At 61.5% G+C, this 12,825-nt stretch carries 12 protein-coding genes; 8 read left to right on the top strand and 4 right to left on the bottom strand.

Annotation, left to right across the window (positions count from 1 at the left end; all coding sequences use genetic code 11):
- Window positions 1-22 precede the first annotated feature (22 nt).
- The 3 genes from ATI14_RS12545 to fecA all read left to right on the top strand — a co-directional run bounded on the left by ATI14_RS12545 (window position 23) and on the right by fecA (window position 3,878).
- Window positions 23-511 (top strand): sigma-70 family RNA polymerase sigma factor, encoded by a 489-nt coding sequence (locus tag ATI14_RS12545; protein ID WP_016974607.1) that lies wholly within the window; start codon window positions 23-25, stop codon window positions 509-511.
- Window positions 508-1,449: a FecR domain-containing protein gene (locus tag ATI14_RS12540; protein WP_016974606.1), complete on the top strand. Its 942-nt coding sequence runs from the start codon at window positions 508-510 to the stop codon at window positions 1,447-1,449. Before ATI14_RS12545 ends, ATI14_RS12540 begins: the two co-directional genes overlap by 4 nt.
- Before the next feature lie 92 nt (window positions 1,450-1,541).
- Window positions 1,542-3,878: a TonB-dependent Fe(3+) dicitrate receptor FecA gene (fecA, locus tag ATI14_RS12535; protein ID WP_016974605.1), complete on the top strand. Its 2,337-nt coding sequence runs from the start codon at window positions 1,542-1,544 to the stop codon at window positions 3,876-3,878.
- A 144-nt stretch (window positions 3,879-4,022) separates the two neighbouring features.
- Here the strand turns inward: fecA and ATI14_RS12530 are convergent, their stop codons facing one another.
- The gene (locus ATI14_RS12530) at window positions 4,023-4,895 is read right to left on the bottom strand and encodes a LysR family transcriptional regulator (RefSeq protein WP_016974604.1); all 873 of its coding nucleotides are present in this window, start codon (window positions 4,893-4,895) and stop codon (window positions 4,023-4,025) included.
- Window positions 4,896-5,002: 107 nt separating this feature from the next.
- Between ATI14_RS12530 and ATI14_RS12525 the strand changes: the two genes are divergently transcribed.
- On the top strand, window positions 5,003-6,517 hold the full coding sequence (locus tag ATI14_RS12525; protein ID WP_016974603.1) for an MFS transporter: 1,515 nt from the start codon (window positions 5,003-5,005) through the stop codon (window positions 6,515-6,517).
- 224 nt (window positions 6,518-6,741) lie between these two features.
- On the opposite strand, the gene ATI14_RS12520 is transcribed toward ATI14_RS12525, so the two are convergent.
- Both ATI14_RS12520 and ATI14_RS12515 read right to left on the bottom strand, forming a co-directional pair.
- Window positions 6,742-7,152 (bottom strand): HPF/RaiA family ribosome-associated protein, encoded by a 411-nt coding sequence (locus tag ATI14_RS12520; protein WP_016974602.1) that lies wholly within the window; start codon window positions 7,150-7,152, stop codon window positions 6,742-6,744.
- A 213-nt stretch (window positions 7,153-7,365) separates the two neighbouring features.
- Window positions 7,366-8,313, bottom strand: a complete 948-nt coding sequence (locus ATI14_RS12515; RefSeq protein WP_016974601.1) for a LysR substrate-binding domain-containing protein — start codon at window positions 8,311-8,313, stop codon at window positions 7,366-7,368.
- A 137-nt stretch (window positions 8,314-8,450) separates the two neighbouring features.
- Here ATI14_RS12515 and ATI14_RS12510 point away from each other — a divergent pair, with 137 nt between their 5' ends.
- The 3 genes from ATI14_RS12510 to ATI14_RS12495 all read left to right on the top strand — a co-directional run bounded on the left by ATI14_RS12510 (window position 8,451) and on the right by ATI14_RS12495 (window position 11,785).
- Entirely contained in the window at window positions 8,451-9,827 is a 1,377-nt protein-coding gene (locus ATI14_RS12510) for an L-serine ammonia-lyase (protein WP_016974600.1), read from the top strand.
- A gap of 61 nt (window positions 9,828-9,888) precedes the next feature.
- Entirely contained in the window at window positions 9,889-11,190 is a 1,302-nt protein-coding gene (locus ATI14_RS12505; protein ID WP_016974599.1) for a serine/threonine transporter, read from the top strand.
- Between the two features lie 277 nt (window positions 11,191-11,467).
- Window positions 11,468-11,785, top strand: coding sequence for a DUF3509 domain-containing protein (locus tag ATI14_RS12495; protein ID WP_016974598.1), 318 nt, complete (start codon window positions 11,468-11,470; stop codon window positions 11,783-11,785).
- On the opposite strand, the gene ATI14_RS12490 is transcribed toward ATI14_RS12495, so the two are convergent.
- Window positions 11,782-12,270, bottom strand: coding sequence for a phosphate-starvation-inducible protein PsiE (locus tag ATI14_RS12490; RefSeq protein ID WP_017254513.1), 489 nt, complete (start codon window positions 12,268-12,270; stop codon window positions 11,782-11,784). The two genes, ATI14_RS12495 and ATI14_RS12490, sit on opposite strands and share 4 nt — an antisense overlap.
- 248 nt (window positions 12,271-12,518) lie before the next feature.
- Here ATI14_RS12490 and ATI14_RS12485 point away from each other — a divergent pair, with 248 nt between their 5' ends.
- Window positions 12,519-12,779, top strand: coding sequence for a YebG family protein (locus ATI14_RS12485; protein WP_016974596.1), 261 nt, complete (start codon window positions 12,519-12,521; stop codon window positions 12,777-12,779).
- The last annotated feature ends 46 nt before the right edge of the window (window positions 12,780-12,825 follow it).

The raw sequence follows: 12,825 nt of genomic DNA, 5'->3' as shown, positions 1-12,825 counted from the left end.
CGATGCTTATGGAGTGTTCGCGTTGCAGCCGTCACACACCGTCGAAGTCTTGTATCAGGACCATCACCACTGGCTCACCGGCTGGTTGCGACGCAAGCTCGGCTGCCCGGAAAGCGCGGCAGACCTGGCTCAGGACACCTTCGTGCGCGTGCTCACCGCGCGTGAAACGCCGACGCTGATCGAACCGCGCGCCTTCCTCACCACCGTCGCCAAGCGCGTGCTGTTCAACTTCTACCGGCGCCAGGACCTCGAACGCGCCTACCTCGATGCCCTGGCGCAAATGCCCGAACACGTGGCGCCGTCGGAAGAAGAACGCGCGATCATCCTGCAAACCCTGATGGAACTCGACCAACTGCTCGACGGCCTGCCCGTGCAGGTTAAACGTGCATTCCTGCTGGCCCAGCTCGACGGCCTGACCTACGCGCAAATCGGCGCGGAACTGGGCATCTCCATCGCCACGGTCAAACGCCACCTGAACAAAGCGGCCATGCGCTGCTACTTCGCCCTATGAACTTTTCGACGCAGGTGGCCGAACAAGCCGTGCACTGGCTGATGGAAATGCAGCAAGGCGCACTCAACCCGCGTCAGCAGGCTGCCTGGCAGCAATGGCTGAATGCCCACAGTGAACACCAGCGGGCGTGGGACCATATCCAGCGCGTCAACCAGCGCCTGCGCGGCATGCCTTCGCCGCTCGCGCATGCCGCACTGAACGCGCCGACATCCAGCAGCCGTCGCCAGGCGCTGAAACTGCTGCTTGTCCTCGGCGCCGGTTCGGCGGCTGCCTGGGGCCTGCGCCAGCAACATATTCTGCCGCCGCTGACCGCCGACTACCGCAGCCCCGTCGGCCAGCGCCGCAAGGTGCAACTGGCCGATGGCAGCCAGTTGCAGCTCAATACCGGCAGTGCCGTCGATGTGCATTTCGATGGCCGGCAGCGTTTGATCCGCCTGCTCGAAGGCGAAATCCTGCTGACCGCCCGCGCAGGCCAGGAACCGTTGAAAGTGCTTACCGGCCAGGGTTTGCTCACAAGCCAGGCGGCGCGGCTGAACGTGCGCCAGTTCAATGACCACACCCAACTGGCGGTTTTCGATGGCCATGTGGAGGTGATGCCCAACAGTTATAGCGGCCTGCCGCTGAGCGTCGAAGCATCGCGCCAAGTCAACTTCACCCGCAAGGGCTGGGACACGCCGCGCCCCACCGACGCCAACAGCGGCGCCTGGGCCGACGGCATGCTGGTGGCCGCGCACATGCGCCTGGACGACTTTCTTATTGAACTGGGCCGCTATCGCCGTGGCCAGCTCAATTGCGACCCGCAAGTGGCCAGCCTGTTGCTGTCCGGCAGTTACCCGCTGGACGACAGCGAGCGCATTCTGGACCTGCTGGAAGTGAGTTTGCCGGTCAAGGTGCGACGTTTCACACGCTACTGGGTGACCGTTCAGGCACGCGTCTGAAAAATAGTTTCAACAATCGTGAGCCGTTTTCCCCCCCTCGCGTGACAGAGAAGGAAAGCCACCTTGATCCTTCCTTCTCAGGACCGCCCTTCATGCCCCAGCAACCCACGCTTCTCGCCCGCACCCTGCGCCAACTCCTGCTCGGCGCCAGCCTCAGCCTGACCGTGCTGCCGTCCGTCATGGCGGCCAATGCCAAGCCGTACCACATCGCGCCGACCTCGCTGGAAACGGCCTTGAACCAGTTCGGCCGCGAAGCCGGCGTGCTGATTTCCTTCGGCTCCGAAGTAACAGCGGGCATGCAGAGCCGTGGGTTGTCGGGCAACTACAACGCCGCCGAAGGCTTGCAAAAACTGCTGGAAGGCACCGGCCTGCAAGCCCGCGCCGAAGGCGAAAACGCCTACAGCCTGCAACCGGCCAGCGCCCCGGCCACCCTCGAACTGCAAACCTCCAACGTGGTGGGTGACTGGCTCGGCGACGCAGCGCAAACCAACGTGTTCGAACACCCCGGCGCGCGTGACGTGATCCGCCGCGAGGAGTTCGAACGCCAGGGCGCTACCCAGGCCCGCGACGTGCTCAACCGCATTCCTGGCGTCAACGCCCCGGAAAACAACGGCACCGGCAGCCACGACATGGCGCTGAACTTCGGCATTCGCGGCCTCAACCCGCGCCTGGCCTCGCGCTCCACCGTATTGATGGACGGCATCCCGGTGCCTTTCGCGCCCTACGGCCAACCGCAGCTGTCGTTCGCGCCGATCAGCATGGGCAACATGGATGCCGTGGACGTGGTTCGTGGCGGCGGCGCGGTACGGTACGGCCCGCAGAACGTCGGCGGCATCGTCAACTTTGTGACCCGCGCGATACCCGACGGGCCGACCGTCAAAGGCGGTTTGCAGACTGAAACCAGCCCGTCCTCCAGCCACGACGGTTTCAAGACCACCGGCAATCTGCTGGCCGGCGGCACGGCCGACAACGGCCTGGGCGGCGCGATTTTGTATTCCGGCACCCGTGGCGGCGACTGGCGCGAGAACAGCAATACGCGCATTGACGACCTGATCCTCAAGGGCAAATACCAGCTCGACGACGCCAACAGCTTCAACGCCATGGCGCAGTACTACGAAGGCCAGGCCGATATGCCCGGCGGTTTGAACGTCAAGGACTACAAGGCCGACCCGTATCAATCCACCCGCCCCTACGACAAATTCTGGGGCCGCCGCACGATGTTCAACGCCGGTTACCGCTACCAGCAAGACCGCCGCGAATTCACCGCCAACACCTTCTTCACCACCACCTTGCGCAATGGCTACCTCGACCAGGGCAGCTTCCTTTCGTTGTCGCCGCGCGAGTACTGGGTGCGCGGCCTGGAAACCCGTTTCGCCCAGGGCTTCGACCTCGGCCCCACCAGCCATGAAGTGGGCGTGGGCTACCGCTACATCAACGAAGCCGGCCATGAATTGCGCTACCGCACGCCGATCAGCGCCAACCAGCAACTGCCCAATACCAATAGCCGCAACGACCGTGACACCCGTGGCGCCACCGAAGCCAACGCGTTTTTCGTCGATGACCGCATCGACATCGGCAAGTGGACCATCACCCCAGGCGTGCGCTACGAGATGATCGAGTCCCAGCAGACCAACAACCTCACCAACGTTAAGTACAAGGGCGACTACAACACCGCGCTGCCGGCGTTGAACGTGCTCTACCACCTCACCGACGACTGGAACCTCTACGCCAACACCGAAGGCTCGTTCGGCAGCGTGCAGTACAGCCAGATGCCCAACCGCGTGACCAGCGGCGAAGTGAAACCGGAAAAGGCCCGCACCTGGGAACTCGGCACGCGTTATGACGACGGCACCCTGCGCGCGGAAATCGGCGCGTTCCTGATCAACTTCGACAACCAGTACGACAGCAACCAGACCAACGACTCGGTGATCGCCCGGGGTGAAACGCGCCACCAGGGCATCGAGTCGAGTATCAACTACGCCCTCGACGGCTTGAGCCCGGCGCTGGCCGGTTTTGATGTGTACGCCACCTACGCCTACGTCGATGCGACCATCCGCGAAGACGGCCCGAACAAAGGCAACCGCGTGCCCTTCTCGTCCAAGCACAAGGGCACCCTGGGCGTGGGTTACACCGAAGGGCGCTGGAAGCTCAACCTCGACAGCAGCTACCAGAGCAGCCAGTTCGCGGACAACGCGAACACCCAGGCGGAAAGCGCCGACGGCAGCACCGGCCGTATCCCCGGCTACATGTTGTTCAGCAGCCGCGCAGCCTACGATTTCGGCCCGCAACTGTCGGATTTGAATGTGGCGGTCGGGGTGAAAAACATCTTCAACAAGCAGTACTACACGCGTTCGTTCGACGACAACAACAAGGGCAAATACGTGGGCGAGCCGCGCACGGTGTATGTGCAAACCTCCATCGCGTTCTAACTGCCTGGACCTTGCAAACACTGCAAACCCTGTGGGAGCTGGCTTGCCTGCGATAGCATCACCTCGGTATTCCTGAGGCATCGAGGTGTCGGCATCGCAGGCAAGCCAGCTCCCACAGAGGATCGGCTTTGTCCGTTGGAGGGGTTAACTGCCTGCCAGGCAACTCGGCGTGCCGGCCACCAGGGCGTCGATGGCGCAACGCACCTTGGCCGGCATGTGCGCCGCCGTCGGCCAGATCACATGGATCGGCGCGGGCCTGTCGCGGTAGTTCGGCAATACCGCTTCCAGCTGGCCGCGCAGTACGTAATGGGCAATCAACCAGCTCGGCAGCCAGGCCACGCCGATGCCCGCAATGGCGGCGTCGGCGACGGCCTGCAGGTCGTCCAGCACCAACGGTGAGGTCACACCCGGGCGAAACGACGTGTTGCTGCGGTAAGCAATGCCTCGGTGGCCGGCGAGATCCTCGATACCGTCAATTCGCCCGGCGCGCTGCAAGTAAGCCGGCGAAGCCGCCAACCCCACGGACTGCTCACCCAAACGCCGCGCGCTCAGGCGGTCGGTATCCGGCAACGGCCCGATCCGCACGGCCACGTCGAAACCTTCCTGGGCCAAGTCGATTAACCGGTCGGAGAATGAAATCTCGATTTCCAGTTCCGGGTAACGGTCCATCAAGCCCCACAAGGCGGGCGCGGCATAGTGATGACCGAAGGCCAGCGGCAGGCTCGCCCTCAAGCGCCCGCGTGGTATCTGGCGGCCACTTTCCAGCACCGATTCGGCGGCCTCAAGCTCCGCCAGCGCCCGCAGGCAATGTTCGTAATAGGCTTGCCCGTCTTCGGTCAGGCGCTGGCGGCGGGTGGAGCGCTGCAGCAGGCAGGTGCCCAACCGAGCCTCCAGCCGCGCCAGGCCCTTGCCGACGGCCGAGCGCGTGAGATTCAAACGCTCGGCGGCTTCGGTCAGGTTGCCGCTTTCAACGATTTGCAGAAACAGTTCAACGCCGTCGAAACGTGGGGTAGCCATGCTTGAATTGTCGCCCTTGATTCCCTTATTAAAAGAAAACTTATCACGAATAACGAACCAGATTCCCCTGAAAATAACCCGATATACCCATCCTCAGGAGAATCCCCATGCCACCTGCCGCAACGCTGTCCGCCGCAAACCCACCGCGCACCGCCAGAGATGGCCTGGCCCTCACCGCCGTGTGCCTTGTGGCCTTGATGTTCGGCCTGGAAATTTCCAGCGTGCCGGTGATTCTGCCGACCCTTGAACAGCAACTGGGCACTGGTTTCCAGGATGCCCAATGGATCATGAATGCCTACACCCTCGCCTGCACCAGTGTGCTGATGGCAGCGGGCACATTGGCCGATCGGTTTGGGCGGCGGCGCATGCTGGTGATGTGTTTGTGGCTGTTCGGGCTGGCCTCGCTGGCCTGCGGGTTGGCCAATGACGCCTCCACGCTGATCGCCGCGCGCTTTGTGCAGGGCGTAGGCGCCGGGGCGATGATGATTTGCCAGTTCGCGATTCTGTCGCACCAGTTCCGCGAGCCGGCCGCTCGGGCGCGGGCCTTTGCGGTATGGGGCGTGATCGCAGGTGTTGGTCTGGGTTTCGGCCCCATGGTGGGCGCGCTGATTTTAGCGGTGGCCGACTGGCGCTGGGTGTTTCTGGTGCATGTGCCCTTGACCTTGCTCACGCTGGCGCTGCTGCGTATCAGCGTGCAGGAATCCCGCGACCCGGCGGGTCATCGCCTCGATATCGCCGGCATGCTGACCCTGACCCTGGCGGTCTTCGCGCTGGTGTACTTCATCACCCAAGGCAGCGAGCACGGGTTCGACACACCGGCGATGCTGGGCTGGGCCGGGTTGTCGCTGGCCGGTTTGGTGCTGTTCATCTTTATTGAGCGCCGCAGCCCGCACCCGATGTTTGATTTTTCGGTGTTCCGCATCCAGCGTTTCAATGGCGCGCTTATGGGTTCGATTGGCATGAACTTCAGCTTCTGGCCGTTCATGATCTACCTGCCGCTCTACTTCCAGGCCGGGCTGGGCTACGACACCCTGACCACCGGCGGCGCCCTGCTCGCCTATACCTTGCCGACCTTGCTGGTGCCGCCACTGGCCGAACGCCTGGCCCTGCGTTATGGCGCCGAACGCATCATTCCACTGGGCCTGGGTGTGATGGGCGCGGGGTTTATCGCAATGGCGACAGCCAACGCTGCTACCGAACCGGGCATTGCCTGGGTTCTGTTCAGCTGTGCGCTGGCTGGCATCGGGTTGGCGCTGACCAACTCACCCACCACCAACACCACCACCGGCTCGGTTTCGGCCGACCGTGCGGGCATGGCCTCGGGCATCGACCTGAGTGCGCGGCTGATTACGCTGGCGCTCAATATCGCGCTGATGGGCCTGGTGCTGCTGCTTGGGATCAGCCATCAACTGGCCAGTTTGCTCCCCGCAACCACGGCCATGGATTGGCCTGCCATCAGCCAGCACATTGCCGCTGGCAAGTTGGACGTTCCGGGGCTGGCGAACACGGATACCAGGGCAGCCCTGCGCCACGGCGCGGGTTGGGCCATGCTTTTTGCGGGCCTGGGTGCGGCAGGGTTGGCGCTATTGAGCCGGCATTTTTTCCGCAGCGGCGTTGACTGAAATAACAAGGCGCCTGTATCGCAGGCAAGCCAGCTCCCACAGTTTGAAGGCGTGAACACCGTCAAATGTGGGAGCTGGCTTGCCTGCGAAGACGGCAGCACAGGCGACATCCTCGTTGCCAGACCCACCGCTTCCGCAGCCTCGCCAGGTTCGAAAGCGCTTAAAACGAAAACGGGCCTGCATGTGCAGGCCCGTTTTGATGGGGATGAAAGAACCGTCAGCAATCAGCCGTTGAACACGGCGCGTTCTTTTTCCAGAAACTCCTGTTCAAGCTCGTCTTCATTCACTTTGGTGCTCGGCTGGTTTTTCCCGGCAGCGCGCGGCTTGCCTTGCAGTTTGCCGAACAGATGTTCCAACGCATGATCCAGCTTGGTCGCGGCGCCGTCGATCGCCTGTTCCAGGGTATCGGCCTTGTGCAGAACCGAAAGCGGTTGATGGCCCTTTGGCCGTGCTTCCAGGCGGCAACTCAAATCGTGGGGACCGGGCTTGTCGCCGTTCTCATCCCGCAGGTAGACCTCGACACGGGTCAGGTCTTCTTCGTAGCGTTCGAGCGTGCTCTCAATGGTGGTACGTACCCACTCCTCCAGTCGGATGCTGCTTTCAATATGGTTATCGCTATTGACTTGGATTTGCATAGTTCTTCCCTTATTTCAGCTAGCTCGCCAGAGGTCACAAACTGCAACACCGGGGTGGTGAAACCATGACCTCTTGATTACACAATTGAGCACCCGCTGAAACAATTCAACCCCTTTGCAAAGATAAATCCCACATTACAAATTAAGTCTGACTACGAGCAAAAACGCTGTTAGGGTGGGGAGTTAGTTACATCTTCTTACGCCCCGCCAACCTCATAATTGCCCCTCTCCCAACGGGTGCAATCCGCGAAAAATCCCCGCTTCCTCCACCAGCCAGTCGTGCACCGCCCGCACGCCCGGATGGCTCAGTGCGCCCGGCGCGTACAGCAACACGTAGCGTTTGTGGTTGGGCACGGCCAGGCCGAACGGCACGATCAACGTACCGCGCTCCAGCTCATCGTTGAGTAACGTGCGACGCGCGATGGCCACGCCCATACCGGCGATGGCGGCTTCGATGGTCAGGTGGTTGCGGTTGAAAGTGTGGCCGCGCCGCACATCGGCGTCGTGATAGCCGATGGCATTCAGGTAAAACTCCCACTCGGCATACTCATAACTCCCACGCCAGGCGGTAATGTCGTGCAGCAGCGGGAAATGCACCAGGTCAGCCGGGCCGTGCAGGGGCGGCCTTGCGCGCAGCAAGCTGGGCGCACACACCGGGAAAATCTGCTCATCGAGCAAAGCGGTGGATAACAGGCCGGGGTAGCTGCCGTCGTTGAGGTCGATGGCCAAGTCGAAGTCGCCTTCATGCAAGGCAATGCTGCTGTCTTCGGCCACCATGCGCAGTTGGATATCCGGAAAACGTTGCTGCAAACGCGGCAAGCGCGGCGTCAGCCACTTGCCCAGAAATGACGGGATCGAGCGCAGGCGCAAGGTGCCGCTGATCATGCCCGCGTCCAGCCGCTGCAGCTCCGCGTCGATGCTGCCGTAAGCCTCGCTCACCGTCGCCGCCAGCCGTTGCCCCTCGGCGCTCAGTTCTACGCCGCGTGCGCGCCGGTGGAACAGCCGAAAGCCCAGACGCTCCTCCAATTGGCGGATTTGCTGGCTCACCGCCCCCGGCGTGATGTGCAGTTCTTCAGCGCACCGCGTGAACGACAGATGCCGCGCGGCACAGGAAAAAACGTGCAGCCAGACATAGGTCTGGCCATGAAGGGGCCGGGTCATAGCGTTTAGTCCTGCTAAAGGGTGTCTTAGGATAATTCGTTGGTCAGTGCCGATCCAGAGGCTCAGTATCGCGCCAATTCCGCTCGTCCTACAAAACATGGCAGCGATTTCTACTCCATTGCTTGTAAGGCTTTAGCATGGCTATCAGTGTTTTCGATCTATTCAAAGTCGGCATCGGTCCGTCCAGCTCCCACACCGTCGGCCCGATGCGCGCGGCGGCGACCTTTGCCCAAGCCCTGACCGACCAAAACCTGTTGAGCGACACGCGCCGCGTCGAAGTACGTTTATACGGTTCGCTGTCCGCCACCGGCGTCGGCCACGCCACCGACCGCGCCTGTGTAGTGGGCTTGATGGGCGAGTGGCCGGATCAGGTCGACCCCACCTCCATCAACCCCCGCATCCAGCAACTGCGCGAGTCCGGCAAACTGCTACTCGCCGCCCGCCAGGAAATTGCCTTCAACTGGCACACCGATCTCCTGCTGCTGGACGAAAGCCTGCCCTACCACCCCAATGCCATGTCCCTGCACGCCTACGGCGAAAACGGCCTGCTCAGCGAGCAAACGTACTACTCGGTGGGCGGCGGTTTCATCATCGAAGCGGCCGAGGCCGAATCGGGCGTGGCGCCCACCAGCGACGTGCAATTGCCCTACGATTTTTCCAGCGCCGTCGAACTGCTGGCCCTGTGCAACAAGCACGGCCTGCGGGTCTCCGAGCTGATGATGGCCAATGAGCGCGCGTGGCGCAGCGATGAAGAAATTCGCAGCGGCCTGCTGCATATCTGGTCGGTCATGCGCGAGTGCGTGGAACAAGGTCTGCGCGATGAAGGCATCTTGCCAGGCGGTTTGGATGTGCCGCGCCGCGCGGCGAAATTGCACCGCAGCCTGCTGGAAATCGGCAAACCGAATGTGATCACTTCAACCCTGTCGGCGATGGAGTGGGTCAACCTGTTCGCCCTGGCCGTCAACGAAGAAAATGCCGCCGGCGGGCGCATGGTCACTGCACCGACCAATGGCGCAGCGGGCATCATCCCGGCAGTGCTGCACTACTACATGAAATTCAACGCCGATGCGTCCGACGATGACGTAGTCAATTTCTTCCTGGCCGCCGCCGCCGTCGGCATTCTCTGCAAGAAAAACGCCTCGATTTCCGGCGCCGAAGTCGGTTGCCAGGGCGAAGTGGGGTCCGCCTGTGCCATGGCGGCCGCCGGGCTCGCCGATGTTCTCGGTGCCACGCCGGAGCAATTGGAAAACGCCGCCGAAATCGGCCTGGAACACAACCTCGGCCTGACCTGCGACCCGGTCGGTGGCCTGGTGCAAGTGCCGTGTATCGAGCGCAACGCCATCGCCGCCGTGAAGGCGATCAACGCCACGCAAATGGCCCTGCGCGGCGACGGCAAACACTTCATTTCCCTCGACCGGGTGATCCGCACCATGCGCGATACCGGCGCCGATATGCACGACAAATACAAAGAAACTTCACGGGGCGGCCTGGCGGTCAGCTGGGTGGAGTGCTGATCGGAGCACCTCTACCCGCCCCAACGTGAGCCCGCGCAAAAATAATAACGAGGCAATACCGATGACCGATGTACGTACACCTGCTGGCGCTACACCTTCAGAAGCAAATCCCGCTGCGAGCACGAGCGTTACCACTGGCTGGACCAAACACGACACCACCTGGATGCTCGGCCTCTACGGCACCGCCATCGGCGCGGGCACGCTGTTCCTGCCGATCAACGCGGGCGTCGGTGGCTTCTGGCCGCTGATCGTGCTGGCGCTGCTGGCCTTCCCGATGACCTTCTTCGCCCACCGTGGGCTGACGCGCTTTGTGTTGTCAGGCAAGTCCGGCGATATCACCGAAGTGGTCGAAGAACACTTCGGCGTCGGCGCGGGCAAGCTGATCACCCTGCTCTACTTCTTCGCGATTTTCCCGATTCTGCTGGTGTACAGCGTGGCGCTGACCAATACCCTCGGCAGCTTCATGGAACACCAACTGCACATGGCGCCGCCGCCTCGCGCGATCCTGTCGCTGGTGCTGATTCTCGGCCTGATGGCCATTGTGCGGTGCGGCCAGGGCGTCATCGTCAAGGCCATGAGCGTGCTGGTGTACCCGTTCGTCGCAGCCCTGCTGTTGCTGGCGTTCAGCCTGATCCCTAACTGGAATGGCGCGTTCTTCGCCTCGGCGGGTGATGGCATGCCAATGCCGGTGTTCCTCAAGACGCTGTGGCTGGCGATTCCGGTGATGGTGTTTTCCTTCAACCACTCACCGATCATCTCCGCCTTCGCCGTCGACCAGAAACGCGTGTATGGCGCGCAGGCCGAGCGCAAAAGCAGCGGCATCCTCGCCACCGCCCACGGCATGATGGTGCTGACGGTGATGTTCTTCTGTTTCAGTTGCGTGCTGGCGCTGTCGCCCGCCGACCTCGCAGCCGCCAAGGCGCAGAACATCTCGATCCTGTCGTACCTGGCCAACCACTTCCAGACCCCGGTAATCGCCTACGCCGCGCCGTTGATTGCGCTGGTGGCCATTACCAAATCCTTCCTCGGCCACTACATCGGCGCGAGCGAAGGCTTCCAGGGCTTGATCGTAAAATCCTTGCGCGGGCGTAACCGGGCAATGCCTTCCAAATGGCTGGAGCGCTGCACTGCGCTGTTCATGGTGCTGACCTGCTGGGCCGTGGCGACGTTCAACCCGAGCATTCTGGGCATGATCGAAACCCTGGGCGGGCCGATCATCGCGTGCCTGTTGTTCCTGATGCCGATGTACGCCATCCACCGCGTGCCAGCTTTGCGCCAGTATTCTGGGCAAGTGTCGAATGTGTTTGTCGTGGTGATCGGGTTGATTGCGCTGTCTGCGATCGTTTTTTCCGTGCTGCCCTGAAATAGCCCACCCGCTCCATAACAACCCAAAACAACTGTGGGAGCGGGCTTGCCCGCGATAGCGCTCTTTCAGCCAAGTATCCATTGGCTGACACACCGCAATCGCGGGCAAGCCCGCTCCCACATTGGAGCTTCAGTGCGTGGGAAATGGCTCTACGGCACGGCCCTTGCTGTGAAGCTGATGAGGGAAACGGAATTTGGCCAGTGGTCAGGGGACGCGAACTATTCCCGACACCGGTCGTCAATGACTGCATGTTCTTATCAGGCGGTAACGCACCATGGACAATCCTTTTCAGATCATCACCGACACATTCACGCCAACCTACCGTGTCAACCTGAGCATCCAACGGCTGGACGGCAGCATCATGCTGACCCTTTCGGACGAGTCAGGCGTGGTCGCCAAACGCATGATCAGCGCCGAACAGCGCAACGACCCGCAACGGCTCAAACGTCTGGTGCACAGCATTCAATTCGGCATCGCCATCGAGCAGGGCCACAGCGCCATGGAGATCCTGGCGCTGATGACCGACGGCGACAGCCACAAACTGCTGCAGCCACCGCCCTCCCGTACCCTGCCCTTCAGCGTCGGGCTTTAAAGCTCGCCCTTCTCGGTCTCCAGGCTCGCCTCGCCCTTGCGGCGCGGGCCTTCGACTTTCACCGAGGGGAACGCCGACGAGGCGTAACGCACCACCAGAATCGAAAACGCCAGCAGCAGAATGCCGCCACACAGGTAGATGATTCCCACGTCCGGCGGGTTGTGGTGCGATACGTTGGAGATCAGCAGGCGTGTAAGCGCTGTGATCGCCACGTAGATCAGGAAACGCACGGGCATGTGGTTGGTCTTGAAGTAAATCCCGACCATCGCGCCCAATTCCAGGTAGATGAACAGCAGCAAGATGTCATCGATCTTGATGTGCCCGTTCTCCAGCATCCCCAAAAACTCCATCACCGCCGCCCAGGCCGTCACCGCACCAATGGCGAACAACGCCAGATAGTGGAACGACTCGACGAACAGGTTGCCCAGGGATTCAGCCAGTTCATGCACGTTCTGACGCAGCTTTTCGGCCCAGTTGATTTTCACGATGATGCTTCCTTAGGTCGACTTGACCGGATAGTGCGGGTTGGACGTGACGGTTGTTCTGCATGCAGAAAAAAGGCCAGAGGCGGGTATAAGATGATGGCGGGGTGATATGAGGCACTGCAAACCTGTATTTACGGGCTACATTAAAAAACTGCTACCCAAACCCCGTGGTTTGGCTTACCCTTTTCACTGTATATGAATACAGTAGTCGCAAAAGACAACTATCGTGAAGGCATGTGAGGTGGTGAATGGCCGTCGAAGTGGTATACCGCAGCAGCCGAGATCTGGAGCGTTTGTTCATGGATAAAGCCGAAGCTGACCGTCATGACAAAATGCTTGAACTCGCTGAGTTGCTGGCAGAAGTGTTGCAAAAAGCCGTGCCGTCCCTGAGCGAGCAGCAGGTGGAAGAGGCCGGGATCTACATGGCCAAAAACCGCGATGTATTTGCCAAGGCGTTCAAGAGCCAGCCGGACGCGTTGTCCGAGTTGCTGAACCCGACGGCAGAGTAAAGCCCGAATTGAACAGGCCCTGAGTTACTGACTCAGGGCCTTTTTA

This window comes from Pseudomonas tolaasii NCPPB 2192 (assembly GCF_002813445.1).
Classification (GTDB): Bacteria; Pseudomonadota; Gammaproteobacteria; order Pseudomonadales; family Pseudomonadaceae; genus Aquipseudomonas; species Aquipseudomonas tolaasii.
This window is presented reverse-complemented; position numbering and strand designations above follow the sequence as displayed.

Excerpts from the sequence above, each read along its gene's own strand:
- ATI14_RS12540 (WP_016974606.1), top strand. The coding sequence starts at position 508 with ATGAACTTTTCGACGCAGGTGGCCGAACAAGCCGTGCACTGGCTGATG.
- fecA (WP_016974605.1), top strand. The coding sequence starts at position 1,542 with ATGCCCCAGCAACCCACGCTTCTCGCCCGCACCCTGCGCCAACTCCTG.
- ATI14_RS12530 (WP_016974604.1), bottom strand. The coding sequence starts at position 4,895 with ATGGCTACCCCACGTTTCGACGGCGTTGAACTGTTTCTGCAAATCGTT.
- ATI14_RS12525 (WP_016974603.1), top strand. The coding sequence starts at position 5,003 with ATGCCACCTGCCGCAACGCTGTCCGCCGCAAACCCACCGCGCACCGCC.
- ATI14_RS12520 (WP_016974602.1), bottom strand. The coding sequence starts at position 7,152 with ATGCAAATCCAAGTCAATAGCGATAACCATATTGAAAGCAGCATCCGA.
- ATI14_RS12515 (WP_016974601.1), bottom strand. The coding sequence starts at position 8,313 with ATGACCCGGCCCCTTCATGGCCAGACCTATGTCTGGCTGCACGTTTTT.
- ATI14_RS12510 (WP_016974600.1), top strand. The coding sequence starts at position 8,451 with ATGGCTATCAGTGTTTTCGATCTATTCAAAGTCGGCATCGGTCCGTCC.
- ATI14_RS12505 (WP_016974599.1), top strand. The coding sequence starts at position 9,889 with ATGACCGATGTACGTACACCTGCTGGCGCTACACCTTCAGAAGCAAAT.
- ATI14_RS12495 (WP_016974598.1), top strand. The coding sequence starts at position 11,468 with ATGGACAATCCTTTTCAGATCATCACCGACACATTCACGCCAACCTAC.
- ATI14_RS12485 (WP_016974596.1), top strand. The coding sequence starts at position 12,519 with ATGGCCGTCGAAGTGGTATACCGCAGCAGCCGAGATCTGGAGCGTTTG.